This is a genomic window from Microcoleus sp. MON2_D5, from assembly GCF_036701905.1.
GTDB lineage: Bacteria > Cyanobacteriota > Cyanobacteriia > Cyanobacteriales > Microcoleaceae > Microcoleus.
Window position 1 is genome coordinate 1 of sequence record NZ_JAUBRM010000018.1, and the last position, 26,557, is coordinate 26,557.

Annotated in this window: 25 protein-coding genes; 14 read left to right on the top strand and 11 right to left on the bottom strand. The window is 47.5% G+C overall.

Annotation, left to right across the window (positions count from 1 at the left end; translation table 11 throughout):
- Positions 1-489: transposase (locus tag QUA47_RS08745; protein ID WP_333430462.1), on the top strand; the 489-nt coding region annotated here is incomplete at its 5' end.
- Positions 490-773: 284 nt separating this feature from the next.
- Here QUA47_RS08745 and QUA47_RS08750 read toward each other — a convergent pair.
- Complete coding sequence (locus QUA47_RS08750) at positions 774-2,597, bottom strand: DUF1565 domain-containing protein (RefSeq protein ID WP_333430463.1); 1,824 nt, start codon at positions 2,595-2,597, stop codon at positions 774-776.
- Between the two features lie 273 nt (positions 2,598-2,870).
- Between QUA47_RS08750 and QUA47_RS08755 the strand changes: the two genes are divergently transcribed.
- Positions 2,871-3,953, top strand: coding sequence for a thiamine phosphate synthase (locus tag QUA47_RS08755; protein ID WP_333430464.1), 1,083 nt, complete (start codon positions 2,871-2,873; stop codon positions 3,951-3,953).
- Between the two features lie 97 nt (positions 3,954-4,050).
- Positions 4,051-4,263, top strand: coding sequence for a sulfur carrier protein ThiS (thiS, locus tag QUA47_RS08760; RefSeq protein WP_015176890.1), 213 nt, complete (start codon positions 4,051-4,053; stop codon positions 4,261-4,263).
- A 187-nt stretch (positions 4,264-4,450) separates the two neighbouring features.
- Here thiS and rpmA read toward each other — a convergent pair whose 3' ends face one another.
- Together rpmA and rplU are read right to left on the bottom strand one after the other, a co-directional pair.
- Complete coding sequence (gene rpmA / locus QUA47_RS08765; protein WP_006634942.1) at positions 4,451-4,750, bottom strand: 50S ribosomal protein L27; 300 nt, start codon at positions 4,748-4,750, stop codon at positions 4,451-4,453.
- A gap of 27 nt (positions 4,751-4,777) precedes the next feature.
- A complete protein-coding gene (rplU, locus tag QUA47_RS08770) occupies positions 4,778-5,170 on the bottom strand; it encodes a 50S ribosomal protein L21 (RefSeq protein ID WP_006634941.1) in 393 nt (130 codons plus the stop codon).
- Positions 5,171-5,467: 297 nt separating this feature from the next.
- Here rplU and QUA47_RS08775 point away from each other — a divergent pair, with 297 nt between their 5' ends.
- Complete coding sequence (locus QUA47_RS08775) at positions 5,468-8,500, top strand: pentapeptide repeat-containing protein (RefSeq protein ID WP_333430465.1); 3,033 nt, start codon at positions 5,468-5,470, stop codon at positions 8,498-8,500.
- A 170-nt stretch (positions 8,501-8,670) separates the two neighbouring features.
- Here the strand turns inward: QUA47_RS08775 and QUA47_RS08780 are convergent, their stop codons facing one another.
- From QUA47_RS08780 to glpK, 4 genes are all read right to left on the bottom strand, one after another.
- The gene (locus QUA47_RS08780) at positions 8,671-8,886 is read right to left on the bottom strand and encodes a hypothetical protein (RefSeq protein WP_333430466.1); all 216 of its coding nucleotides are present in this window, start codon (positions 8,884-8,886) and stop codon (positions 8,671-8,673) included.
- A gap of 325 nt (positions 8,887-9,211) precedes the next feature.
- On the bottom strand, positions 9,212-9,712 hold the full coding sequence (locus QUA47_RS08785) for a DUF3122 domain-containing protein (RefSeq protein WP_333430467.1): 501 nt from the start codon (positions 9,710-9,712) through the stop codon (positions 9,212-9,214).
- 231 nt (positions 9,713-9,943) lie between these two features.
- A complete protein-coding gene (locus tag QUA47_RS08790) occupies positions 9,944-10,315 on the bottom strand; it encodes a c-type cytochrome (protein WP_333430468.1) in 372 nt (123 codons plus the stop codon).
- A 74-nt stretch (positions 10,316-10,389) separates the two neighbouring features.
- Positions 10,390-11,877, bottom strand: coding sequence for a glycerol kinase GlpK (gene glpK / locus QUA47_RS08795; RefSeq protein WP_333430469.1), 1,488 nt, complete (start codon positions 11,875-11,877; stop codon positions 10,390-10,392).
- A gap of 98 nt (positions 11,878-11,975) precedes the next feature.
- On the opposite strand from glpK, the gene QUA47_RS08800 reads away from it, so the two are divergent.
- The gene (locus tag QUA47_RS08800) at positions 11,976-12,560 is read left to right on the top strand and encodes an endonuclease dU (RefSeq protein WP_333430470.1); all 585 of its coding nucleotides are present in this window, start codon (positions 11,976-11,978) and stop codon (positions 12,558-12,560) included.
- Between the two features lie 126 nt (positions 12,561-12,686).
- Here the strand turns inward: QUA47_RS08800 and QUA47_RS08805 are convergent, their stop codons facing one another.
- Positions 12,687-13,889 carry an FHA domain-containing protein gene (locus tag QUA47_RS08805; RefSeq protein WP_333430471.1) on the bottom strand — a complete coding sequence of 401 codons (1,203 nt, stop codon included), beginning with the start codon at positions 13,887-13,889 and terminating at the stop codon, positions 12,687-12,689.
- Positions 13,890-14,717: 828 nt separating this feature from the next.
- Between QUA47_RS08805 and apcA the strand changes: the two genes are divergently transcribed.
- The 3 genes from apcA to QUA47_RS08820 all read left to right on the top strand — a co-directional run bounded on the left by apcA (position 14,718) and on the right by QUA47_RS08820 (position 16,334).
- Entirely contained in the window at positions 14,718-15,203 is a 486-nt protein-coding gene (apcA, locus tag QUA47_RS08810) for an allophycocyanin subunit alpha (RefSeq protein ID WP_006634931.1), read from the top strand.
- A 176-nt stretch (positions 15,204-15,379) separates the two neighbouring features.
- Positions 15,380-15,865: an allophycocyanin subunit beta gene (gene apcB / locus QUA47_RS08815; RefSeq protein WP_006634930.1), complete on the top strand. Its 486-nt coding sequence runs from the start codon at positions 15,380-15,382 to the stop codon at positions 15,863-15,865.
- Positions 15,866-16,130: 265 nt separating this feature from the next.
- Entirely contained in the window at positions 16,131-16,334 is a 204-nt protein-coding gene (locus tag QUA47_RS08820; RefSeq protein ID WP_006634929.1) for a phycobilisome linker polypeptide, read from the top strand.
- Between the two features lie 110 nt (positions 16,335-16,444).
- Here the strand turns inward: QUA47_RS08820 and QUA47_RS08825 are convergent, their stop codons facing one another.
- The gene (locus QUA47_RS08825) at positions 16,445-16,867 is read right to left on the bottom strand and encodes an EamA family transporter (protein ID WP_190734960.1); all 423 of its coding nucleotides are present in this window, start codon (positions 16,865-16,867) and stop codon (positions 16,445-16,447) included.
- A 36-nt stretch (positions 16,868-16,903) separates the two neighbouring features.
- Between QUA47_RS08825 and QUA47_RS08830 the strand changes: the two genes are divergently transcribed.
- Positions 16,904-18,124, top strand: a complete 1,221-nt coding sequence (locus tag QUA47_RS08830; RefSeq protein ID WP_333430472.1) for an FtsW/RodA/SpoVE family cell cycle protein — start codon at positions 16,904-16,906, stop codon at positions 18,122-18,124.
- A 482-nt stretch (positions 18,125-18,606) separates the two neighbouring features.
- Here QUA47_RS08830 and QUA47_RS08835 read toward each other — a convergent pair whose 3' ends face one another.
- A complete protein-coding gene (locus QUA47_RS08835) occupies positions 18,607-18,666 on the bottom strand; it encodes a hypothetical protein (protein WP_333430519.1) in 60 nt (19 codons plus the stop codon).
- 225 nt (positions 18,667-18,891) lie between these two features.
- Here QUA47_RS08835 and QUA47_RS08840 point away from each other — a divergent pair, with 225 nt between their 5' ends.
- Positions 18,892-21,624 carry a CHAT domain-containing protein gene (locus tag QUA47_RS08840; protein WP_333430473.1) on the top strand — a complete coding sequence of 911 codons (2,733 nt, stop codon included), beginning with the start codon at positions 18,892-18,894 and terminating at the stop codon, positions 21,622-21,624.
- Between the two features lie 18 nt (positions 21,625-21,642).
- Here QUA47_RS08840 and QUA47_RS08845 read toward each other — a convergent pair whose 3' ends face one another.
- Entirely contained in the window at positions 21,643-22,296 is a 654-nt protein-coding gene (locus QUA47_RS08845; protein WP_333430474.1) for a Crp/Fnr family transcriptional regulator, read from the bottom strand.
- A gap of 524 nt (positions 22,297-22,820) precedes the next feature.
- Here QUA47_RS08845 and hslO point away from each other — a divergent pair.
- From hslO to QUA47_RS08865, 4 genes are read left to right on the top strand one after another with little or no spacing between them, the layout of a single operon-like run.
- Positions 22,821-23,720 (top strand): Hsp33 family molecular chaperone HslO, encoded by a 900-nt coding sequence (gene hslO, locus QUA47_RS08850; RefSeq protein ID WP_190655617.1) that lies wholly within the window; start codon positions 22,821-22,823, stop codon positions 23,718-23,720.
- Positions 23,721-23,744: 24 nt separating this feature from the next.
- Positions 23,745-23,969: a hypothetical protein gene (locus tag QUA47_RS08855; RefSeq protein WP_190655615.1), complete on the top strand. Its 225-nt coding sequence runs from the start codon at positions 23,745-23,747 to the stop codon at positions 23,967-23,969.
- On the top strand, positions 23,966-26,026 hold the full coding sequence (locus QUA47_RS08860) for a hypothetical protein (protein ID WP_333430475.1): 2,061 nt from the start codon (positions 23,966-23,968) through the stop codon (positions 26,024-26,026). The genes QUA47_RS08855 and QUA47_RS08860 overlap by 4 nt, the downstream gene beginning before the upstream one ends.
- A gap of 59 nt (positions 26,027-26,085) precedes the next feature.
- Positions 26,086-26,496, top strand: a complete 411-nt coding sequence (locus QUA47_RS08865) for an ester cyclase (protein WP_333430476.1) — start codon at positions 26,086-26,088, stop codon at positions 26,494-26,496.
- Positions 26,497-26,557: the final 61 nt, after the last annotated feature.

A 26,557-nucleotide genomic window follows, 5' to 3' on the forward strand; every position in this document is an offset into this window, starting at 1 on the left:
ATGAAGTTTCGATTGAGAGTTCCTCGTCCAGAACACCAGGAATCAGATATCCGCAGAACTTGCAGGAATGGAAAAAATCTGCGTCGGTTTGTCTTGAAAATCAAGAAAGAGAACCCAGAAAGCGACGTAGAAGTATGGTCAATGGACGAACATCGGCTCGGGTTGAAACCTATTCTAAGACGAGAATGGGTGGATGAGTTTAGTAATGCTACTGCTGTTGTTAACTGGCGGTTTCAATGGTTATGGCTATACGGTTTTGTACATCCGAGTACGGGAGAAACAAAGGCGTGGATACTGCCATTTGTCAATAGCCAGCTTTTTGATCGAGTTTTAAAAGATTTTGCCCGACATTGGAAAGTCGGAGCGAAAAAAAGAGTGGTTTTAGTAGTGGATGGAGCCGGATGGCATTTGAGTGAAAGCGTGAAAATCCCCTTGGGGATACATTTATATTGTCTGCCTTCACATTCACCTGAACTGCAACAGCCGTGAAAGACTGTGGCCTGCAGACAAATGAACCGATAGCCAATCGCTGTTTTAAAAACTTAGATGAATTAGAAGCAGTTTTATTTGAGCGGTGTCGAAAACTGTTAAATCTCAAACAGTTAATCAGTGGTTTGACTCATTTCTATTGGTGGCCGGAGGCAAAAGTTTAATCATGGTTGATCGACCGGACATGATATTATTGGTTAAGCTCCTTTAAATGCCGAACAGCTTAGCCGGAAAGGATATTCCCAATGCCCAATGCCCAATGCCCAATGCCCAATTTCCAATAACTATTTAATCTCCTCAATTCGAGCATTCAAACCGTTAGTGCTGAGCATTTGTAGCAATTCCTCAGCTTTTTCGAGTTCCCGAAAAGCACCGGCTTGCATCACCGATCTTCCGCTGGAAAAAGAGCGAAAAGCACCGGGAACGAGGGATTGCATTTTTTGTCGCTCGCGCCAACTGTCGGTATCCACCACAACTCGATACCGGAAACCCAAAGCTCTGGCTCGATCGAATGACGGCGAATTATCCGCGGCATCGGGCAAAGAATTCCCTCCTAAAGGTGCAGGTACATAGCCGCCCCTTCCGATTGGAATGTTGCGGCCCGGAACCGGCAATCTACCCTCGGAAGAAACCGAACTCGAACTATCAAAATTGGGAGGAATCATTGGTTGCTGTACCGAAATTTCCGAAACCGATCGAAAACTCGGATCGGGCACGGGAATTGCGATCGCCCCTTGGACTACCACTGAAGCAGCGGCATTCCTCGGAGAAAGCTCTTGCTGCAACTGAGCGCTTGGCGGTGTCGATCGATTTTGCACCGGTCGCCTTGAAACGGGCGCAGGCGGGGGAAGTGGCGCTCTTTCACTTCTGGGACTTAGCCGGCCGGGAGTGTAAACCGGGAGAGAAGTGTCTGGGCCACCGATGCTGGGAGGTCGATCGGTCGTTAGCTGCAAAGCACTTCCCCCCATTGGCCCAGGGGTAAAAGTTCCCGCCACATCAACCGAGCCCGTCGTCCGGCTGCTCAATAATTGATTCCCGTAAGCTGGGATTACTTGACCTTTGGCTGCATTGTTGACATCGTACTGACCGTTGTTGCGAATAACATTGCCCCCCGGTTCGGCTGCAGTTCCCAAATCCGGCAGAGCTCTCGATATCGCCACAATTCCGTCCCGCCGGTTACTCTCGATATAATTGTTACGCAGCACAGGTCTAGCATTAGCTTGCACCACCACGCCGTCTTTATTGCGAGTAATTTTGTTACCGATGAGCAGAGGCGAAGCGTTCTGCGCTACATTCACCCCAAATCCCGTGTTTTCAAACACATTATCTCGAACTTCCGGCTGGGAACTGCCAAAAATCGTAATGCCGTTAGCTCCATTTTTCGAGAAAACATTCCCGCCAATCGTCGGCCTGGAAGTACCCACTACCGAAATGCCGTCGTGAGTGCTGCCAGAAAAAGTATTGTTGACAACCGTTGGAGAACTCGATTCGATCCACAAAGCGTAACCGCGATCGTTGGTATTCGTCACCGTCACCCCGCTGAGTCCCGCCCCGTCTGCGCCTAAAATCGCGATATTTTGACCCGCCGAAGTCGGACTGATAAAGTATCCTCCGCCTTTGATGACAATATTCTGACCCCGAGTGTTGGGATTTCCCTGAACTGTCACGCTGGGCCTGAGCATTAATGGAAATTTTTCGCCGGTTTGCTCGCTGTAAGTACCGGGCGCTAGCAAAATCGCTGTTTTGGGCGGCGCCACGCTTAAGGCGTAGGTAAGGGTTTTAAACGGAGCTCGATCGCTGCCGTTGCCCCCCGTGTCGCTGCCGCCGGTCGAGCTGACGTACAGTATGTTAATGTCGCTCTGCAGGGTCTGAGAAAGTAGCTGCACTCCCGGTATCCCGGCTGCGATAACTGACGGTTGATGGTTGCAAAGGGCGGTCATCGCAAAAACGAGCAGAAGGCAAGAACTCAAACCTTTGTTTTGCGATCGCTTTTCTTTGCGCCTGGTCGGTTGTGAGTACATCAGCATAAAAAAACGCAACTTATCTGTGATCCGAGTTTCGCCTCCGGTGTTTCGTGTCGGGTTTTCGCGATCGAACTTTGATTTCACCCGCCTGTTTGGGTTGTTCTCCCTTAATCTTTTGTGTTGTTCTGCTAACCTCACGGCTCTCCTCCCAAGTGTGGTATGCAGCTTAACGATTTCACTCTCATCAAGTTTGATCTATTATGCTTCGTTTTTCTCAAATTCAATAAAACTTAAAAATTTGTCTGAATTAAATCGCTTGATGCCAAAATTAAGCCGATCGCTGTACTAGAATCTATACGGCGTGGGACAATGTAGCGGTTTGACTGGTAAAATTAATTATAATTAGGGTGGTTCTGAATGACCGACAAACAAAACAGAACTTTACCGGCACAGCCAGCCCTCTGCCGGATCTTAGATGCAAATTTAGATCGATCGCGCGAAGGGTTGAGAATTATTGAAGAATGGTGCAGGTTTGGTCTCAACAACGCGGATTTAGCTGGCGAGTGCAAGCAACTGCGTCAAGAATTGGCTGCTTGGCACGTCGCAGAACTTCGCAGTGCTAGGGATACACCTGCCGATCCGGGTACGGAGTTGACTCACCCGCAGGAAGAGCAGCGTTCGAGCATCCAGCAGCTACTGGAGGCGAATTTCTGTCGGGTGGAAGAAGCTCTGCGGGTACTCGAAGAGTATGGCAAAATTTACGATCGGAATATGGGCGCGGCTTTTAAGCAGATGCGCTATCGGGTTTATACTCTCGAAAGCAATTTGCTGGCTTACCGGCGCTACCAGCAGTTACTTCGATCGCAGTTATACCTTGTAACTTCGCCGAGAGACAACTTGTTGGGAGTCGTGGAAGCTGCTTTGCAAGGCGGACTGACTTTGGTGCAGTACCGCGACAAAAGCTCAGACGACGGCGCAAAGCTGGCTAACGCGCGCAAGCTTTGCGAACTTTGTCACCGCTACGATGCTTTGCTGATTGTGAACGATCGCGTGGATTTTGCGATCGCAGCGGATGCTGACGGCGTACACTTAGGACAGCAAGATTTGCCTGTGGCGGAAGCGCGCAAGTTGCTCGGCCCGGGACGGATCATCGGTCGTTCGACTACAAATGGCGAGGAAATGCAGCGAGCTATTGAAGAGGGAGCCGACTACATTGGAGTTGGGCCGGTTTACTCCACTCCTACTAAACCTGATAAACAGGCTGCGGGTTTGGATTATGTGCGGTATGCTGCTGATAAGTCGCCGATTCCGTGGTTTGCGATCGGCGGAATTGATATCAACAACCTCGATGAAGTATTGAATGCCGGAGCTCAAAGGGTTGCCGCAGTACGCGCGATTATGGAAGCAGAACAGCCTACTTTAGTGACGCAGTTTTTCATCTCGCAGTTGATTCGGATGCAGAATCTGAAAGCTCAGAAAGCTTTGCACGGAAAAAGCTAGGTTTATTTGCGATTTGTAGGGCGGGTTTAGCACAGGAAATCTGTGCATAAAATATAATTTTGTTACAAAACCCGCCCTGAAAACCGATATTTTACTGATGATAAATCAAATTGCGCTGCAAGTTAACGGAGAAACCCGCAATTGTGCGATCGACACACCGTTACCAAAATTACTAGAACAATTGGGATTAAACCCGCGCTTGGTGGCTGTGGAGTACAACGGCGAAATTCTGCACAAACAATTTTGGGAAACTACACAGATGCAAGAGGGCGACATCTTAGAAGTTGTCACAATTGTCGGAGGAGGCTAGCCAAGTTTTAGGAGTAAAAACGAGAATTTTTCCTGCTTTTCTGGTTCTGGGTAAGCACCCAGAGTCCTTTCTCCGGGGAAACGAATTGCAAAAAGCTCTGCCTCCTGTAACTTTCTAATAACATAGAAAATCAGGAGGCAGAGCCTTGCTTATATGCGTTCCCAGGCATAGCCTAGGAACCATGAAACTAAACTGCGACAGCTTCAGCCACAGGTTCAGCCACAGGTGCTGCTACAACAGGATAAATGCTGACTTTCTTGCGAGTTTTGCCCTTTCTTTCAAAAGTCACCACACCGTCAATCATGGCAAACAGAGTATCATCTCTGCCGATACCAACATTGTTACCAGGGTGAAATTTGGTGCCGCGCTGACGGATCAAAATGTTGCCTGCTCGGACAACTTGACCGCCGTACTTTTTGACACCCAGACGCTGAGAATTAGAGTCGCGTCCGTTACGTGTACTGCCTGTACCTTTCTTGTGGGCCATAATATCCTCAACTGTATTTACTATTTTTTATTCTGAATCAGTTTCGGCGGTTTGGGGGGTTTCCACAACTGCTGCAGTTAAGTCTCTGGCGGCTAAGACTGTACCGTTGACGCTAATCGAGTCAATCATGAAGCGAGTTGTTTCTTGACGGTGCCCTTTTTTCTTCCGAGTTTTCTTTTTCCGCTGCATCTTGTAGACGAGGACTTTGCGGCCCCGGAAATGCCGGAGAACCGTTCCTTCTACAGTGGCATTTTCTAGTAGAGGCTGGCCGATATGAACCTCGCCTTCGTGCTGGATCAGAAATACTTTGTCTATGGTGACTTTGGATTCAGCTTCGACGTGAAGCAGTTCGATGTCGTAGAAGCGGCCTGGTTCTACCCGAAATTGTTTGCCGCCGGTTTCAATGATTGCGTAAGTCATGGGATGGTGGTTGAAATTGCCGTACAGGTAGCTGATGAGTCTTTGGTCATTGGTCGTTGTGGACTTTTGACTGCTGACTGCTCTCCAGCTTTTGGAATGTCTTAACCTGATCCGAGCCGGATTTAGACAGACAATCTACTATTATTGCGGATTGTTGGAGTTTTGTCAAGGTTAAAGAGAGTTAATCTTTTCTATTTGTTAGTTTGAGAACAGATTTGTGGCGACGAACTACGGAATGCTTACAGAGTTAAATGTAGATTTTCTCGGATTCTCTCTTCTGAAATAGGGCAGGTAAAAATGGCAAATCGCATCGGGAAATTATTAAATACTGATATCAAAGAACTGTTTTCCGCCGAAGCAGCGGAGGGAATCGGAGAAGCAGGGAAAACAGCCGCAGAATTGGCAAAAATGTTCAAAGAACAAGGGCTGGACAATAGCAACTTGCTGCTAGAGGTTTTGAACTCTCCGTTAGCTCAAGTTGTGGGAACTGGATTGCCATTTATCGGGATTGCGGCGAAAATGCTGGCGTTTTTTATCGAAAAAACTCAACAGCAGCCGACTTTAGCTGAGTGCATTTTCCTCGTCAGTCAGGCGGCTTATCTGGAAAGTTTTAAAGAGTTTCTTGAAGAAGACGCAAGTTTGTTAAATCGCATCGGGCAAACTCCTGTTTCCGATAAAGTTAAGCAGTTGCTTAAGAAATTGGCGGATTTGGAATTGAGCGATAAAGCAGCCAAAGACACTGTTATTTGCTTCCGCGATTCGATGTTAGCCACGGAATTTAACCTAGTGCTATCAGAACGGCTGCAACAAGCCGGACTCAATGCCGATGAAGCTCAAATTTTGACAAAGAGAGTTGCTGCTAATACTCACCGCTATTTGATCCAAGCTTGGGCAGTTTCCGGCGAAGCAATGAAACATCTTGGACAGCCTTCTATCAGCGAATGGCGGGAGGAACAGCAGAAATATCACAGCATTGACAACTACCTGCAAGAACAGATTTCCTCTCTACCGCTAGAACCGGTATTTAAAGAAAAATTTTCATTCAAAGATATCTACGTGCCTCTGAAAGCAAAGCCAATTGATGCAAATGGCAAGCTCATAAATGATGCAGAAGCTTTCGATTTACAAACTTGGGCAAAGCAATTGCTTGAGGATGAAAACAAACAAAATCAGGTGATGTTCGTCGAAGCTGGACCTGGACGCGGTAAAAGCGTTTTTTGTCGGATGTTTGCTGACTGGGTGCGGCAAAATTTGCATCCAGTTTGGACGCCCGTGTTAATTCGACTGCGATATATTCCTAAATTGCAAAATAATTTTCGAGAGACGCTAAAATATGCAGTTACTGCGGGTTTTCCTAACGATGACGGCTGGTTGACGGATCGAAACACACGATATTTGTTTTTCTTGGATGGTTTTGATGAGTTGCTGATGGAGGGGAGAAGCAGCGGCGGTTTAGAGCAATTTCTCAAGCAAGTAGGACAATTTCAGCGGGACTGCGATCAGAATTCAGAAATGGGGCATCGGGTTTTGATTACTGGCAGAACTTTAGCTTTGCAAGGGATTGAAAGGCAAATGCCAGATAACTTGGATCGAGTCGAAATTCAGATAATGGATGACGGACTACAGCAACAGTGGTTGAGCAAGTGGGAAGCCCAATTAGGGGCAGAAAAAACCTCAGCTTTTCAGAATTTTTTGCAAGATAAATGCTGTCCACAGAATGTAAAATCAGAACTGTCGCGAGAGCCGCTCTTGCTTTATCTGTTAGCGGCGATGCACCGAGACAAAATCATGAAAGTTGAGGATTTTCAAGGAACTAACAGCACTCAAGCAAAAATTTTGATTTACAACAAAACTGTGAATTGGGTACTCACAAAACAACGCTCTAAATCACTCAATCTCGATTTAACAGGATTGAACACAGAGAATTTGCGGCGCATCTTGACAGAAGCAGGGTTGTGCGTGGTGCAGTCTGGAGGGGAACGCGCTCCTGTAGCGATGATTGAGGAACGATTGAAAGCACATGACTCAGCTAAAAAATTTCTTGAGGACGCACAAAAACGGATTGATGATCCTCTAAGAAATGCTTTGGCAGTTTTTTATCTTCAGCAAGGCAGTAAAGAAGGTTCTGTGGAGTTTGTACACAAGAGTTTTGGTGAATTTTTGTGTGCGGAACGATTAAAAGAAAGTCTGGAAGAGTGGACGGAACCGGGAAAGAAAGGTAGAGGATTTAATACTCAAGACTCTCAGATGGACTGGGAAATTTATGATTTGTTGGGTTATGGGGCCCTGACGGAAGAAATTGTGGAATATTTGATGGGGTTGTTAACAACTCCGGTTGCTCTTGGCGAGGAAAATCTGTTTCACCCTGTGGAGCTATTCCAGCGTCTGGAAAATTTTTATGTGCGGTGGTGCGAAGGGGAATTTATTGATGCGCCGCCGGAAAATTGGCCTCAGAAGAAGATGCGCCTACTGCGAGATCAATTGAAAACCAAAGATTTGGGACAGCGACAAATAGATGTTTATGCTGGTTTGAATGTGATGATTTTGCTGTTGGAGTTGCACCGTTACGGTCAGCAGAGAGATGAATTAAAAGACAAAATGGTGTTTTATCCTTGTGGGGAACCTAATGCTGAAGGTGAACTTGACGATGCAAGTCGGTTGTTGCGTCTCATCGGTTATAGCTGTTGTATTGGGGATTTTGGCTTTCTCCAAACAGTTGGGAGATTTCTCAGCGGCGTAAGCCTCAGCGGCGTAAGCCTCCGTGGCGCAGACCTCATTGGCGCAGAACTCTGTGGCGCAAACCTCAGCGGCGCAAACCTCATGCGCGCAAACCTCATGGGCGCACAACTCAGGGACGCAGACCTCAGCGGCGCAGACTTCAGCGGCGCACAACTCAGGGACGCAGACCTCAGCGGCGCAAACCTCATGGGCGCAGAACTCAGCGACGCAGACCTCCGCAGCGCAGACCTCAGCAGCGTAGACCTCCGCAGCGCAGACCTCAGCGGCGCATACCTCCTTGACGCAAACTTCAGCGGCGCAAACCTCAGCGGCGCAGACCTTTGGGACGCATACCTCAGCGGCGCAAACCTCAGCGGCGCAGACCTCAGCGGCGCAGACTTCAGCGGCGCATACCTCAGCCGCGTAAACCTCATTGGCGCAGAACTCAGTGGCGTAATCCTCAGCAGCGCAGACCTCATCGGCGCACACCTCGGCGATCGCACTATTGAAGATATCAAATGGGATGAAGACACAAACTGGGACAATGTTCGAGGTTTGGATACAGCCGTTAATGTCCCAGAAGCGTTAAGGCGACAGCTAGGAATGCAGTAGAAACCTTTTTCCAGGCTTGGCGTATCATTTTTATGAACAGGCTTTCCGGCCTGTTCCACAAAGAGTGAATTTTCTTGTGGGGTGGGCCCTCCTAGTCCGCGCCCGAAAGGCCGATCAACATACGAAGGTCGATCGACCTTATTTTATCCAAAAGGTCGATCGAACTGGATTTAAGCCGTCACAGAACATTTGCGCGATCGTAACAATTCCAAAGCTTGCTGTTTCACCCTACCCTCCATCACCTCTTTTTGCAAATTAATAAAAGCCTCAAAATCTTCTAAACCGTACTTAGTCATCTGCAACTGCTGTCGCAACTGTTCTTCGGCCTCAACCGTTAAGCAACCTGTTGCCAAAGCTTTTCGGACAATTTTACTGATTAAAGTCATACTAGATTCACCCTGAATACACCTACATTAAAACACTGAAGTTTTGTCACCCGACTAACTCAGGTTTTAGTTTGTTTCATAATTACACTTCAAATAGGTTAAATCTACCTTAAGGTGTATGTAAATAAAGTTATTTTGGATACATCCAGGAAACTGTAGAGATTTTAAATGTACAGTGCGATTAAATTGAGCTATTTAGTTGTGGTCCGCCTTTATTATTCTTCCCTTACCTTAAATCTACCTTAAGGCATAATTTAAACATAGCGATTTGTGACATTGGAAATTGTATCGATGTTAAATGTAGAGTGCGCTTAAATTGGTATATTTAGTTTCTGTCTAACAACAGTCGCCATTCTCTGACAGCAAAAGGAGGAACCAGCAATTCTGTTTCTTTTTGATTTTTTACGGGAAAATTCAACAGCAAAGGTCGATTACTTTCCAGTTGTGTAATTATTGATTTGAAATCGTATTCTCCGACATTAATTGGCAAACCCGACTCGTTCCAAATATCATTAGCATTGCCAATTTCGCGCTTGCCCGCCGCAACTTTCAGCGGAACCGGGTGCTGCAATTCTGTTCCGGGAAATCCTACTAATCTCAGATTTAAAGACTTTACTACTCCCGACTTGACTCGTTTGTACAAAACAACTTGCCATGCTTTGTCATCTGTATCACGCAGGCTTTGTACGGATCGGAACATTACTGTCTCGGCAGTTTCTGGATATTTGTAAATCGAGGCGAAAGCAGGCGGGTTAACCGCTAAGATTATATACAAGCACAAGCTAATAATAGTTAAAGTTCTACGCCAACAATAATATTTTTTCAACTTCCAATACCTCCAATAGTTTACATTTTTTTAGCAAACAACAGAAAAAAGGACAGGTTTGTATTGAGATTATTAAGGGATAAACAATAGAAGACAAGAAGCAGGCAGGCTTTGTATAAAGATTATTCATCTATTACCAAGTTACGCGCTAAACCTGCCCCTACATTATACCTCGGCTTGGTTTCCTGAAGTTAGGCGCTAAACCTGGTCTTACAATGTAGATAGTCTGGTTTATTTCCAATCGGTTTCAGCTTGGGATAGCACGTAAGCTGAAACATCGATAATTTGTTGTTCCGACAAACGATCTTTGTAAGCGGGCATAATACCTTTGCCGTTGGTTACTAAGTTGGAAATGTTGGCGATGGAATCCATGCCGTATTTTTTTAATACTTTTTGTTTCAAGTTTTTGCCGCGCCGGATAATGTTGCTGCCGTTAATGTGACAACCTGCACAGTTGGCGCTGAAGACTTCGGCTGCGGTTGTGGGATTTGTAGCTGTATCTGCGAGGGCGATTTGGGAATTAGTGGCGATTTCTACAAATGCCAGTGTCAGTATCAATAGAAAGGCGGTGAGAATTTTTTTTAAGTTCTTTAGCGAAATCATTTATTTGCAAGTTAAAAAATAGTGCTGGATTTAAGGATATCACTAAATACGCATTTTGGGGTTAACTCAGCTATTTATTCTTCCCAATCGAATGTGCGGGAAACTGCTTTTTTCCAAAAGCGATATTTTTGTTCGCGAAGTGCGATCGGCATTTTTGGTTCCCAAGTACAATCCACCGCCCAATTGTCGCGCAATTCGGCTAGCTGACTCCAAAAACCAACCGCCAAACCAGCCGCATAAGCCGCACCGAGTGCAGTAGTTTCTGCTACCACGGGCCGCACCACAGGCACTCCCAAAACATCACTCTGAAACTGCATCAACGTATGATTTCCCACCATACCTCCGTCTACTTTTAAAGACAAAAGCTGCACAGCCGAATCCTGATTCATCGCATCCAATATTTCCCGGGTTTGCCAGGCTGTAGCTTCCAATACTGCGCGGGCAATGTGTGCCTTAGTCGCGTAGCGAGTTAAACCTGCAATTACTCCCCGCGCGCTGTCTTTCCAATAAGGTGCGTAGAGTCCAGAAAATGCCGGAACAACGTAAACTCCGCCACTGTCTTCGACTGTATTTGCTAATGTTTCTACTTCCGCAGATGTGTTGATGATGCCCAAATTGTCCCGTAGCCACTGCACTAGAGCTCCGGCGATCGCAATACTGCCTTCCAAAGCATACACAGCGGGCGATTCCCCCATCTTGTAGGCGACTGTTGTCAGTAACCCGTTTTTTGAAGGGACGATCGCCTCACCAGTATTCAGCAGCATAAAACAGCCCGTGCCGTAAGTATTTTTTGCCTCCCCGGGACTGAAACAAGTTTGTCCGACGAGGGCTGCTTGCTGATCGCCCAAAGCAGCAGCAATCGGAACACCTGCAAGCAATCCTTTTGCAGTTCCAAAAACTTGACTCGAAGGGCGAATTTCTGGCAGCATCTGGCGGGGAATTGCCATTATTTCCAAAGTTTCGGCATCCCAATCGAGGGTTTGCAAATCCATCAGCATCGTGCGGCTGGCGTTGGTAACATCGGTAATGTGCGCGCCGCCAGTCAGGTGCCAAATTAGGAAAGTATCGACATTGCCAAAAATCGCATCCCCTTGATTTGCAGCTTCCCGCAATCCTGCAATATTGTCCAGCATCCACTTAATTTTCGGCCCGCTGAAATAAGTAGCCAGCGGCAAACCGCATCGTTTTTGAAATCGAGCTTTGCCCTCAATTTCAGCTAATTGATCGCAAATAAAGCGAGTGCGGGTATCTTGCCAAACAATCGCATTGCCGTAAGGCTTGCCAGTTTTTCTGTCCCAAACAATTGCAGTTTCGCGCTGGTTGGTAATACCGAGGGCAGCAATATCTTTCGGGTCGATATTGCCGATTTCGAGGGCATTTTTAATCACGCTTTGGGTGCGCTGCCAAATTTCATCGGGATTGTGTTCAACCCATCCTGGTTGGGGATAGATTTGCTGGTGTTCTTGTTGGTTGCTGCAAATTATCTGTCCGCGGCGATCGAATATGATAAATCTGGTGCTGGTGGTTCCTTGGTCGATCGCTGCTACGTATTTTTTGGCCAATTGTCTAAAACCTTTTTAGTAACGAGCTATTTAACGTATATGATACTATGTAAAACACAACCTAATCTCAAAAACTTTAGTTTAGGGAACTCCACAAGTTGAAACTGGCAGATTTGCTCAGGCTCGATCGCACAATTAAGGTTATTGGCTTTGACGACGCTCCGTTTTCTCGTACAAGTGGCAGTCGGGTGTCGATCGCAGGCATAGTCTGCGGGGGAACTCGATTTGAAGGAATGGTGTGGGGACAAGTTTTCCCAGACGGATTAGATGCCACGGATGCTATTTCTGGGCTACTCCTCGGAGGCAAATTTCTGCCGCAATTGCATCTCGTTTTGCTAGACGGAATTGCTTTCGGCGGCTTCAATATTATTGACCTTCCCGAGTTAGCATCGCGGCTGCAAATTCCTTGCGTTGCTGTCATGCGCCGCCCACCAGATTTAGCTGCTGTTGAAAAAGCCCTCCGCCATTTACCCGATTCAGAATACCGTTTAGAATTGTTGCGCCGCGCCGGGAAAATTCACGCTTTTGAACCTTTCTTTTTTCAAGTTTGTGGCGAAAAACCCGAAGTAATTGCGCTGGTGCTTCAGCGTTTGACAGACACTGGGAAAGTTCCTGAAGCTTTGCGTTTAGCTCATTTGATTGGTGCAGCGGTAATTAATGGAGTTAGCAGCAGTTCTGCTTGAATCATTGTTAAGAACGGGCAAGATGCCCGTTCCACAAAGAGTAAATTTTCTTGTGGGGTGGGCATCCTGCCCGCCCATGAAAGGTTTATTGACAATGGTGCAATATCTCAGTTTGCACTCGCTTACTTACACAATTTCGCCGTCCATTTCACCGAATTCGATTTGAGTTCCCAATGCCAAAGTCAGGGTACTTTCAGGTTCTACCATTTTTATATCGCCTTGAATGTCTGTAGCCCACCAAGCGCGATCGCACAAATTGGTCAATCCTAACGAAAGCTCGTTTCTCGATCGAGAAGTGACTATAGCTACAAGACCGTTAGATGCTGCGGCTGTTAAACTCGGTATGTCAGAGTTGAATAGTTGAGTTCCCGCACTCAGAGGAATAACTCGACTGCCTAATTTCAGAGAAAGTTGGCTGCTGGTAAAAGAATTTACTGCGGGCTGATCTGATATAAAGGTAGGCGGAATATTTGCTGGTGTTGGGGCTGGCAAGTCAGAGTTTCCTACTGTAATTGTACAGTTGCCGATTTTCTTTTGGTCGCCCGATCGCAAATAACTCACCGCCCCGCTATCAAGATTCTCGCAAACAATTTGACCTGCTTCCAATTGAAACCGCATAGCCAAGGGCGAAACATTAGGAATGCAGATAATAGACAAATTTTCATCACTGCCAAAAGTGATAGGTTCCGAGCCCAGAGTGAGAGTGCGATTTGCTCCGGTATCGTAACTAATTACCAGCCAAGCTTTGTTGAACAAAGTTTCAGCTACAACCAACATGATGCCTATCCAAAAACCGATCGCAGCACAGCCAGCTAAACGGCCCGCGGTACCGGATAGATTGTAAGCAAACAGAATAAACAAACAGCCGCCCAAAACTCCTCCAACACCGCCGCCTCCCGTGCCGCGAAGCGCTCCCAAATTAGGAATCCGCTGTGCAAGTCCCAGTCCTAACAAACTGCCAGCTATTCCCCAGCAAATTACTCGCAATAATTCGTTGTTTCCGTCGCCAATTCCGCTGTAAATACCTTCGGCAATCGCCCCAGAAATCGCTCCTGCTATTAAACCAAACAATCCGCCATTTTTTAAAGCCTGTTTAATTTGAGGCTTGCCTTTGATATAGTAATAATAGCCGAACATGATAGCAGTAGCAATGCCACCGCCTACCAATCCAAACCAGCGAGCTGTGGACAATACACTGTCAAAAACAGATTCCGAACCAGTGAGCCCCTGCATGAAAGGTTCGGTGATTAGATTGCCGGCGAAACCGCCGACAGCACCGCTAATGCCAAACTGTAAAGCTTTTTTAAGGGCTGATAGATTTCTTTTCACGGCGCACCAGATTAAAAGTGAGAGTCAAATCTAGCTACAAGCTCGAAACTTACGATTTCCGACGATCTTAATATCTGGCATCACGATCGAGAACAGGCCCGACTGCCTGTTGCACAAACGCAAAGAGTGAGTTTTCTTGTGAGGAGTAGGGGTTGGCAGGAGATCCCCCCCGTCCAAGACTTATTCAGAATGGTGCAAGATGTGAGACGATCGCACATCTCCCCCTCTATCTCCCGCCTGTCTCCCTTCCCTCTCAGGGAAAAGTCTTTGAGCGTTGCGCCGTCGCCCGCCACAAATCCCCCTTAATAATTTATCGCCTGTAACCCTTGCTGCGAGGGAATTATAGCGATTTTTTATCCGTGAAATTTTAACGCAGAACACCCTAGCGAGGGCCCAAATATGAAAAGGAATGTTACAAACTATTACAGTAACACTCAGAATGTGAACATAATGCCTCAAAATACTTGCGAGAGGTAGTTGTGTCAGAGAAGCAATATCCTTACTAACTGCCGGACAGTCACTCGATCGCCACTAAGTGGCCTGCTGCAATCTCGATCGTAAATTAAAGATCGCATCAGTCATTTGTGGTATTGTAAGCGACAGGCTTAGTGCGAGCACTCACAACCGCACCGGCGTGAAGAACGAGCGCCGTTAAGCACCGAAGGCAGTCACCCGCCAACAACTTCAACAGTTGCTGAGTGTGGAAAGTCCAGCCTTCCCCGTCAAAGCTCCTGCCTGAGCAGGAAAGATACGGGACGCAAGCGCCCGCCTTCGCTAGCCCAGCGCAGAGCAGTTCATATAGCAAAATATCCAGCGGGTACACACAAGATGAGTATCGTCACCAAATCAATCGTCAACGCAGACGCCGAAGCTCGCTACTTGAGCCCAGGTGAATTAGATCGGATCAAGAGCTTTGTCACCTCTGGTGAACGCCGCGTCCGCATCGCCCAAATTTTGAGCGAATCCCGCGAACGCATCGTCAAGCAAGCAGGCGACCAACTTTTCCAAAAGCGCCCTGATATTGTTTCTCCCGGCGGCAACGCTTACGGCGAAGAAATGACCGCAACTTGCTTGCGCGACATGGATTACTACCTGCGTTTGATCACCTACGGAATCGTAGCTGGCGACATTACTCCGATCGAAGAAATCGGTATTGTCGGCGTCCGCGAAATGTACAAATCTCTCGGCACCCCGATTGAAGGCGTCGCCGAAGGCATTCGCGCTATGAAAAGTGCAGCAAGCTCGCTGCTGTCTGGAGAAGACGCTTCCGAAGCTTCCTCTTACTTCGACTACGTTATCGGTGCGATGCAGTAAGGAATTTCGATTTTAGGTTTTTGATTTTAGATTGAAAAATTGGGGGTTGCCGGCAACAAGTTAAAAGCTTTTGCAAATAACCAGCCACTTAAAAATCTTAAATCCCAAATCCCAAATTCCAAATTCTAGCTCCAAAATTGGACTGACTCAGCCACTTTCTACGAAACAAGACAACCATGCAAGACGCAATTACCGCCGTTATCAATTCCTCTGACGTTCAAGGTAAGTACCTCGACATCAGCGCTCTAGACAAGCTCAAGAACTACTTTGCTTCTGGCGAACTGCGCGTCCGCGCCGCTACAGCCATCAGCGCCAATGCAGCCACAATCGTCAAAGAAGCAGTTGCTAAGTCTCTGTTGTACTCTGACGTAACTCGTCCCGGCGGCAATATGTACACCACTCGTCGTTATGCAGCTTGCATCCGCGACTTGGACTACTACCTCCGCTACGCCACCTACGCTATGTTGGCTGGCGACCCTTCCATCCTCGATGAGCGCGTGCTCAACGGTTTGAAAGAAACCTACAACTCCTTGGGCGTGCCCATCGGTTCTACCGTACAAGCAATCCAAGCAATGAAAGAAGTCACCGCTGGTTTGGTCGGTTCTGACGCTGGTAAAGAAATGGGCGTCTATTTCGACTACATCTGCTCTGGCTTGAGCTAAGACTCAGGAAGAAGGAAGAAGGAAGAAGGAAGAAGGAAGAAGAAATAACACTTATTTCTTGCCTCTTTTAACTTTTAACTTTGGACTTGTTACCTTTGGCTTTGAAAAGAGGTCAGGGAAGTTGAGAGTGATTGCTAGACCGTCAAAGGCTTGTCGAGAAAGCCCGACGAGTTTTAACGAGCTAGTTTTGACTCGTAACTCCCTGCCTTCAATCTTTAAAAAATCCATCTAAAAATCTGTAAACCTACTCAGGAGTTAGTTTCCAATGAGAATGTTTAAGGTGACTGCTTGCGTCCCCAGTCAAACTCGCATCCGCACTCAGCGCGAATTGCAAAATACCTATTTTACTAAGCTGGTTCCCTACGACAACTGGTTCCGGGAACAGCAAAGAATTATGAAAATGGGCGGCAGAATTATTAAAGTGCAACTGGCTACCGGTAAGCCCGGAGCTAATACAGGTTTACTTTAAGAGCCGAAGCTGGATTAGTAGAGGGGTAAGAGGTCGCGATGACCTCTTTTTTGTTGTTATAGCAGAAGAAAGAATGTCCAGCGTTTTTAATTTAATCATTGACAAATATTTCAATAAGCAGAAAGTATAACTGCGATTATCGCTAACAAAACAGCAAGCATTTGTGGTAATGTAATAGCCTCTTTCAAGAATAAAGACGATAATAATATAGTAATCAGCGGGTAGATAGACGTAACACTCACTACATTGGCAACTTCACCTTTACCAAGGGCTATAAAAAATACTAATGATGCCACAGTGCCAGAAACGCCAACTACCATCGCAAACAAAATTCCCCTAACATCTCCCTCAAAACTAAAATTATTAGTGTGGAAAATAATAAATAAAGTAGTTAAGATAGCGCCAATTGCTTCATAAACAAAAGCAGTTTTGTAGTCAATATATTTAGTCGCTAAATTGCCAAAAAATCCCCACAAACCATATAATAGCGAGCAGATTAATGCGTAAATTAACCAATCTGGTACTTTAGCCATCTTTGTTAGAGTTTATTGAGAGCATTCTAAAATCCTATGGCTAATGACATTCGACGCTTGATTCCCTTTTTTGACCCCAGCGCGTCTCAATGGGCCGCTGAGGCCCGGTGGCTGAGGTGGCTGACTTTTCTGTGGCTGTTTGTAGGGCTGACAGCATTGTTTTCGGCTTCCTATCCCATTGCAAATTATGAATTTGGAGACGGCCTTTATTATTTTAAACGACAGCTAGTCGCAGTGGCGATCGGGCTGGCCGGCTTTAACTTGATGGTGTACTCCCCACTGCGCTACATCATGAAAACATCTCAGTTAGGCGTTTTGTTGCTGCTGGGACTACTGTGGCTGACTTTGGTTCCGGGGGTAGGAACCACAATCAACGGGGCGACTCGCTGGATATCTCTGGGTCCGGTTCCGATTATTCAACCTTCTGAGTTGATCAAGCCGTTTTTTGTTCTCCAAAGCGCCCGCATTTTCGGCAACTGGTCCCGGTTGACGAATAAAGTTCGCTTAACTTGGCTGTTAATTTTCGGTGCAATGCTGTTGGGAATTTTGTTGCAGCCGAATTTAAGTACCACCGCTTTGTGCGGGATGACTTTGTGGTTGGTGGCTTTGGCTGCGGGCTTGCCTTACTTGCAGTTGGGCGCAACGGCTATGGGAGGAATGCTTTTAGCCGTTTTAAGTATTAGTTTTAGGGAATATCAGCGCCGCCGGATTATGTCTTTTCTCAATCCTTGGGCTGACCCGATGCAAGACGGCTATCAGTTGATTCAAAGTCTCCTGGCTGTCGGTTCTGGGGGCGTTTGGGGTGTGGGTTTGGGGATGTCCCAGCAAAAGTTATTTTATTTGCCTATTCAGTACAGCGATTTTATTTTTGCTGTGTTTGCTGAGGAGTTTGGTTTGGTGGGAGGTTTCTCCCTGTTGCTGATGTTGGCGGCTTACTCTACTGTGGCGTTGAGGGTAGCGATGAAGGCTCGAAATAGTGAGAGTCAGTTGGTGGCGATTGGGGTGATGGTGGTGATGGTGGGACAGTCGCTGCTGAATATTGGGGTGGCGACCGGGGTTTTGCCGACTACGGGTTTGCCACTGCCGTTTTTTAGTTACGGGGGTTCTTCGATGTTGGCAAGTTTGTTGTTGTCGGGGTTGCTGATTCGGGTGGCGAGGGAGAGTTCTGAGGCTGATGTGGTTTCTTTAAACGGCCTCCGTGGAAAGCCGGGAAAGCCGAACTTGCGATCGAACAATGCAACTACACAAACTGAATAATTTGTCAAGTTATTTCTTTGACGCGCGGGTAGCTAGAAACCGGGTTGTTTAACCAAAATATTTGGTTAAAACCTTCAATAAGAGTCAAAAAACCCGGTTTCTTTAGCTTCTGCTGCGGTATCATTCTGGGCGATCGACTATTTCCGCCCGTCACCCTTATTTGGCGGTTCTTCTTGTTGTTCTTGAGGTTTAGCTGTGATGTTAGCTAATTCTTTTTTGTCTGGTTGCGGTGTTTCTGGAGTTGAGTTAGCCATTGAGTTTTTCCCTAAATAGATGCACCGCTTCATGATATCTTTTCCGGCAACAAATGTATTGCTGTAAATAGGGGGAGGGAAATCAAGACAAACAATTGTGATGCAATTCGATTGGGGCTTTAATATTAGATAGCATTATGTAGAGGCAAATGGCTGTCGCTTGCTATACTGCTGGAGGGTTGCAGCCAAACAAATCGGAGGCGGACGCAAAAACACCTTTGTTAAGAATTAAAGACCGAGATGGCGAGCTCGAACGATTAACCCTTGCTGCTGCAATTTTCCCATCATTCGCGTTACTGTTACCAGAAAGAATTGGTTTAAAGCCCGAACCCCGATCGGGAGAAATCAAAAAAAGACTATTCCTTACTCCAATCCTCTTCCTTCCAGGTAGATGTCGCTATCTTGCGGTCAACAGTCAACAGTCAACAGTCAACTGAACCGCGTCGTGCAAACCGCATTAGCAATATCTTGATGTGTCAAGCGGATGCTCAAACCAGATGCCTGTCAAAAGTTATGAAACTGCAAAAAATTGGATTGTCGGCACCGCTCTCAATCTTATCGGCGCTGACTGTAGGTGAGTTTCGGTTTATCCCTAACTCTCAATTTAAAATAATCAATTCTCAGGCCTTGGCTCAAACTTCTGCTGAGCGGAAAGCCGAAGCAGACCGACTGTTACAGCAAGGGATTCAGCAGTATCAGATTAGTCACTTTCAAGCTGCATTGCAGTCTTGGCAACAGGCACTAATAATTTATCGAGAAATTAAAGACCGCCAAGGTGAAGGGAAAGCTCTGGGAAGTCTGGGAATTGCTTATCGTAGCCTCGGCGACTACGCCAAAGCCATCGAGTACGCTCAGCAGGTGTTGGCGATCGCGCGAGAAATTAAAGACCGCCAAAGCGAGGGGGCGGCTCTGGGAGATCTGGGAATTGCTTACGGTAACCTCGGCGACTACGCCAAAGCCATCGAGTACGCTCAGCAAGACTTGGCGATCGCGCGAGAAATTAAAAACCGCCAAAGCGAGGGGGTGGCTCTGGGAAGTCTGGGAATTGCTTACGGTAACCTCGGCGACTACGCCAAAGCCATCGAGTACACTCAGCAGAAGTTGGCGATCGCGCGAGAAATTAAAAACCGCCAAAGCGAGGGGGTGGCTCTGGGAAATCTGGGAATTGCTTACGGTAACCTCGGCGACTACGCCAAAGCGATCGAGTACCAACAGCAGCAGTTGGCGATCGCGCGAGAAATTAAAGACCGCCAAAGCGAGGGGGCGGCTTTGGGAAATCTGGGAAGTGCTTACCTTCCCATCGGCGACTACGCCAAAGCGATCGACTACGCTCAGCAGTGGTTGGCGATCGCCCGAGAAATTAAAGACCGCCAAAGCGAGGGGGGGGCTCTGGGAAATCTGGGAATTGCTTACGGTAACCTCGGCGACTACGCCAAAGCGATCGAGTACGCTCAGCAGCAGTTGGCGATCGCGCGAGAAATTAAAGACCGCCAAAGCGAGGGGAAAGCTTTGGGAAATCTGGGAAGTGCTTACCTTTCCCTCGGCGACTACGCCAAAGCCATCGAGTACGCTCAGCAGGACTTGGCGATCGCGCGAGAAATTAAAGACCGCCAAAGCGAGGGGGGGGCTCTAGGAAGTCTGGGAATTGCTTACCTTTCCCTCGGCGACTACGCCAAAGCCATCGAGTACACTCAGCAGTGGTTGGCGATCGCGCGAGAAATTAAAGACCGCCAAAGCGAGGGGGTGGCTTTCAACAATCTAGGATTGGCTCTCGCCAACTCTGGCAATCTCCCAGCAGCAGAGAAAACCCTACTTGATAGTATTAAAGTTTTGGAATCTCTCCGTGCTGGATTAGACGATGCCAATAAAGTGTCAATATTTGAAACCCAAACTAGCCCCTACGTCACTTTACAACAAGTCTTCATTGCTCAGAAAAAAACTAACGACGCTTTAGAAATTGCCGAACGGGGTAGAGCCCGAGCTTTTGTGGAGTTATTGGCATCTCGCCTTGCCGCATCTGCGTCTGTCCCAACTACTATCAACCCGCCCAATATCCAGCAAATTCAACAAATCGCTAAAGAGCAAAACGCTACCCTCGTCGAGTATTCCATTATTAGGAATGAAGCCCTCTATATTTGGGTCATCAAGCCGACTGGTGAAATTACCTTTCGCTCCGTTGATATCAAATCTCTGAAAATCAATCTACCCGAAGCCACCGAACAGACAAGAGTATCTGCTGCTACCGGGAGGAGAGGATTAAACGAGCAAGATACAGCCTTAGCTGAGATGATTCGCGGCACTCGCGAGGCTCTGGGTGTATCGGCCGCGGGGGACATTGCCAATAAACAAACAGCTAATCCCCCTGCTTCTACCACTGCTAATTCTCGGATAATCTACCCCAAATTACAGCAAATTTATCAACTACTCATTCAACCCATTGCCGATCTTTTACCTACTGACCCGAATGCTCCTATCATTTTCATTCCCCATCAATCCCTGTTTTTAGTTCCCTTTGTCGCCTTACAAGATCCGACAGGTCAATATTTGATTGAAAAACATACCATCCTCACCGCTCCCGCCATTCAAATTTTGCAGTTAACCCGCCAATCACGGCAAAAACTCCGACAACTTTCTCTCCAGAATAACTTAGTTGTAGGCAATCCAATTATGCCCAAAATTGGCACACCGCCGCGCCAATTAGCTCCCTTACCGGGCAGCGAACAGGAAGCAATTACAATTGCCCAACTTCTGAATACTAAACCGATTACAGGCTCTCAAGCCACTAAAGCATCGATTGTTCAACAGATGCTAAAAGCCCGAATTATTCATCTGGCAACTCACGGATTACTCAATGAAGTGAAGAGGCGAGATTTACCGGGAGCGATCGCCCTAGCTCCATCAGCAAATGATGACGGATTGCTGACTTCCAGTGAAATCTTGGATTTAAAATTAAATGCTGAATTAGTGGTATTAAGTGCTTGCAATACTGGCCGAGGAAAACTCACAGGTGATGGTGTGCTTGGATTATCTCGTGCTTTAATTAGTGCTGGTGTTTCCAGTATTATCGTTTCTCTGTGGTTAGTGCCCGATGAGCCGACAGCGGAATTAATGGCAGAATTCTATCGCCAATTACAGAAGAACCCGAATAAAGCTCAAGCTTTGCGGCAAGCGATGCTGATGACAATGAAGATGCACCCAACTCCGCAAGATTGGGCCGCGTTTACGCTGATTGGCGAAGCAGAATAAGATTTTTCTCTGCGCTTGCTACACTGCTTGAGGGTTGCAGCCAAACAAATCCGATCTGGACGCAAAAACATCTTTGTTAAGAATTAAATGCCGATCGCCATCTCGACTGATTAACCCTTGCTGCTGCAATTTTCCCAGCATTCGAGTTACTGTTACCCGCGTCGTGCAAATCGCATTAGCAATATCTTGATGTGTCAAGCGGATATTCAAACGAGTTCCCTCAACCACAGGCTGACCGAATTCCTGTTGCAATAATAGCAGTAGCTGATACAAACGGTCATCTACTCGCCGCTGTCCGGCGATCGCTAAAATTGCTTCCATTTGCCGCAGTCGCCGTACCATTTGAGGCAGCAACTCGTGAGCCAATTGAGGAGAAGCTTCGATTTCCACCATAGAATACCACATCAAATAAATATCTGATGTCGCCGTAGCTCGGTAAGTCTGCAAGTTTGTCAACCACAAACCGAAGCACATCGAAGGTCCAACCCAACCCAAAAGTCCTTCTTCCCCGGTTGGATAAAGCGTACTCAGTTGTGCTAAACCTTGACAGACTCGCCAAAGACCGTGCGACATCATAGGAATGGTTTCGCCCTTGGCATAAAAATGCAAGTTTCGGCTCGCTCCTGTGTTATGCTGGATTTCCGCTAAAAGTGCTTTGGATGTTGGTGGCATATCCCTTATTTCCAGCTAAAAAACATTGGTCTGAGACCTACGCATCTCACTCTAGCCGGCCAAGGTAAAGGTTTGGTAATCGTCTGGTTAGCGCCAAGATAAGCTTTAGTCATTAGTTGTTATAGCAATCATAAATGAGTCGTAAACTTTTTACCCCACCCCAGCCCTCCCCTTATAAAGGGGAGGGAGTAAGAAATTCACAAATGATTTAGGATTGCTATAGTTGTTAGTTGTTAGTCATTAGTGATTAGTTGTTATAAAAGGACTGAGAACCGGGTAGATGATGGAAAATAAATGCAGTCCTTATTGCGGGCATATTAAATAAATATTTAAGTGGAAGAATCAATCAGAGTATTTGTTAATAAATAGTTGCTCGATCGAGGTTTTATAGAAAACAGAGGCGAGTTCAGAAGTTCGCTCGCACGGACAGGCCCGCCGAGTCAACTGCTGCTCTCTTCTGCCACAACCTTCAAGAACTTCTAAAATAGTTCAAGAAGGTATCAAAAGACAAAGTAAGGTTTTTCATGGCCGATCAATTAATTCGCGCTACAGCCGCAGAGGGCGGAATTCGCGCTGTAGCCGTCATTTCCACCCGCCTTACCGAAGAAGCAAGACAGCGGCACAAGCTCTCCTACGTGGCTACAGCGGCCCTCGGGCGCACGATGTCGGCAGGGCTGTTACTCGCCTCCAGCATGAAGCGGCCCGAATCGAGAGTCAACATTCGCATCAAAGGAGATGGGCCGCTGGGGGGGCTTCTGATTGATGCGGGACTCGATGGAACAGTTCGAGGTTATGTGGACAATCCCGAAGTGGAACTGCCACCCAATGCTAAAGGCAAACTCGATGTGGGCGGGGCAATAGGTGACGGTTATTTGTACGTGGTGCGGGACGTTGGATACGGTTTCCCTTACTCAAGTACGGTAGAATTGGTTTCCGGCGAAATTGGCGACGATCTGACTCACTATTTGGCAACCTCGGAGCAGACGCCTTCGGCTCTGGTTTTGGGGGTGTTTGTGGGGGCGGGCGGGGTACAAGCGTCTGGGGGTGTGCTGTTGCAGGTTCTGCCGAAGGCGGCAACGGACGAAAAATTGGTGCAAACTTTAGAATCTAGAGTTGCTGAATTGTCGGGCTTTACGCCACTGCTGCTATCGGGCAAAACGCTCCACCAGATTCTCGAAGAGTTACTGGGAGATATGGGCCTGGAAATTTTCCCGGAAACTCAGATGGTGCGCTTTCACTGCGGCTGTTCGTTCGATCGAGTTTTGGGAGCTTTGAAAATGTTGGGCGAAGCGGAACTCCAAGACATGATTGAAAAAGATGGCGGGGCTGAGGCTACGTGCCATTTCTGCAACGAGGTTTACAAAGCTAACAGCGACCAACTTGCAGAACTGATCGGCGATTTGCGCTCGAACTCCGGTTCTTGAGACAATAATGTGTAATTGGCAATAATGAGTGCGAGTCGGGATGAAGGCCTTGACCAATTGCCAATTACCCATTATCAATTACCTAATCACAAAATTTTGATTTTTGTGGTTTGGCGATCGTCTCTTGTAGTCTTTCGCCTGCTGGAGTATTTAAAAGTGATGAATACATTCTATAGAGCAGTCAATAGCAGCGATCGCTGTTTTGAAATAATTAAGACAGGCGGGTTGTTGTTTGTGGTGAGGATATGAGTCAAGATCGCAAAACACCAGGCCGTTGGTCTGCATCAGAATCCTTGGAGTCAACAAAGGATACTTCGTCGCTGGTGCGGTTACCAGCAAGGAAAAACCGGGCTGAACGACTTAAAGAGCTCCGAGAGCTGGTTACTTCGGGAAAACTGCCGGGAGGGCATTTGGAACTACGGCCGAATTTGTCTGGGGAAAACTCGCAGCCGCCCGGGCCACACAAGTTGTGGCGGAGCTGGTCTAATAAGTGGCAGTTTTGGCTGGCGGTGAGTTTGCTGCTGTCGGTGGGTATGGGGTTTGTGGCAATTGCGTCTTTGCTCAACCTGACCTCGCAGTCGAATTGCTCAAAGATTTTTTGGCCGACGGCTTCTGCTAACGATCGCTTTTTTTGCGCTCAAGAAGCAGCAAGCAAGCGGACGGCAGATGATTTGCTGTTGGCGATCGAATTAGTGAATGCTTTGCCACAAAACCATCCGCTGCGGCCGAGAATTAACGGTCAAATCGCTCGGTGGTCGGAGGATATGCTCAGGCTGGGAAATGCTAGTTTCCAAGAAGGAAAGCTGCAGGAGGCGATTGCGATAGCGAAGAAGGTTCCTCAAAACGTTCCTGCTTACCCGACGGTGGAAAAGCAGATTGAAAAGTGGCAGTCGATATGGAGCGAAGCAGAGAAAATTTACCGCACGGCCGAAGACCACTTGCGTAAGGAAGAGTGGACGCTGGCTTTCCGCCAAGCTACTTTGCTTTTGGATTTGGGAAATACTTTCTGGGAATCGACTAAGTACGAGGAATTGACTAAGCTAATTCAGGCGACTCGGACTGAGGGCAATAAGTTGGTCAAAGCCCGGAATACAGCCTCGGAGGGAGGTCTCGACAATCTGGTGGCGGGGATTAAGCTGGCTCAGGGAATTGGTCAAAAGAGTTATTTGTATCAAGCTGCCAATAAGGCGATCGCGGAATTTAGCAAGAAAATTTTGGAGATCGCCCAAAAACGCTTGCAGGCTGGCGATTGGCAGCAGGCGATCGCGATCGCTAACAAGATTCCCGACACTGCAAATTTAAGGGAACAAGTACAAGATTTTAATGAGTTGGCGAATGCTACTTCTCAGGCTTTGACTGGCTCTGTTGAGGGTTTCTCCAAGGCGATCGAGATTGCTCAAAAGTTGAATTCGGGTCGCCCTTTATACAAACAAGCTCAAAATTTAGTCGGCCGCTGGCAGCAAGAAATGGCTGATGTGAAAGTTTTGGATTTGGCAAGCAGGCTGGCGGCGCCGGGAGGGGTAAATGATTTGAGGGCTGCGATCGCCCAATTGCAAACAGTCCCGGAATCAAATCCCCGCTCCCAGGAAGCTCTCCGTCAAATTAGCAGCTTGAGCCGTCAAATCGAGCTGCTGGAAGACAGTCCGTATTTACAAAGAGCGAACGATTTGGCGAGTACCGGCGATCCGAATTCTCTGGAGGCTGCTGTGGCTCAAGCTTCTCGGATAGCTAGAGGTAGGGCGCTTTACGTGGAAGCTCAAACCAAAATTCAAGCTTGGATCGAGAGGAGACAGAGGCTTGTTGACCAGCCGTTTTTGGATAGAGCTCAGCAGCTAGCGGCAGGCGGCAATTTGGCGGAGGCAATTGAGATGGCCCGCCGGATTCGATCGGGACGGGTGCTTTATGAAGAAGCTCAATCGAACATTCGGGCTTGGGAGGCTCAATTTGAGGGGGAGCAAGGTTTGCAGAACGCCCGTCAGGCCGCCCGAGCGGGGACTGCGGAGGCTCTGCAAACGGCTATTGCGCTGGCCCTTCAGGTGCCGGAGTCGAGTTCGCTCCGGTGGCAGGCGAGTGAGGCGATTGATGAGTGGAGCCAGCGGATTTTGGCGCTTGGTGTGGAACAGTCGTCGTCGGATCTGGCTGGGGCGATCGCGACTTTGAAAAAAATTCCTTCGGGTACTCGGGCTTTTGAGCAAGCTCGATCGCAAATCGAAGTTTGGGAGGAGTCGCTGAATCCTTCGGATGCTGAATCTCCCCCTCCCGATCCCCCGGAAACTGAGCCTCCGAGCAGCCCTCCGAGTCGGTAAATTTGAGGGTGAGAAGGTGCTAACTAATATCTTTACTTATCTGTATTAGAGAACCAAAAATGAAAACGCCCAAGCAAGTTCTCGAAGACTGGGTTTCTGCTTATAACGCTCGTGACCCTCACGCCCTGATCGAGCTTTATCACGACGATGCAGAGAACCATCAAGTTGCCTTTGGCGCTCCTCTCAACGGGCGTGAGGCATTGCTTGAGAGTTTTGTTACCTTCTTCCAAGCCTTTCCCGACAATTACACGCACGTTGAGAATCTGTTTGAGGATGGCGAGTGGGCGATCGTCGAGTGGACTGGTGGCGGCACATTTCTAGGTGAGTTTGGTGGCCACCTACCAACTGGCAAAAGTTTTACGCTGCAAGGCTGTGGCTTCTTTCATGTTGTTGATGGCAAAATCCATTTTCAACGCGGTTACATAGACAAGCACACTTGGTTCATGCAGCTTGGGTTACCCATATCCTAAGCTTCGAGTTGTGCAACTGTACAATTATTTCGCATCAAGTCTTTGCTGACTAAAACCTGCG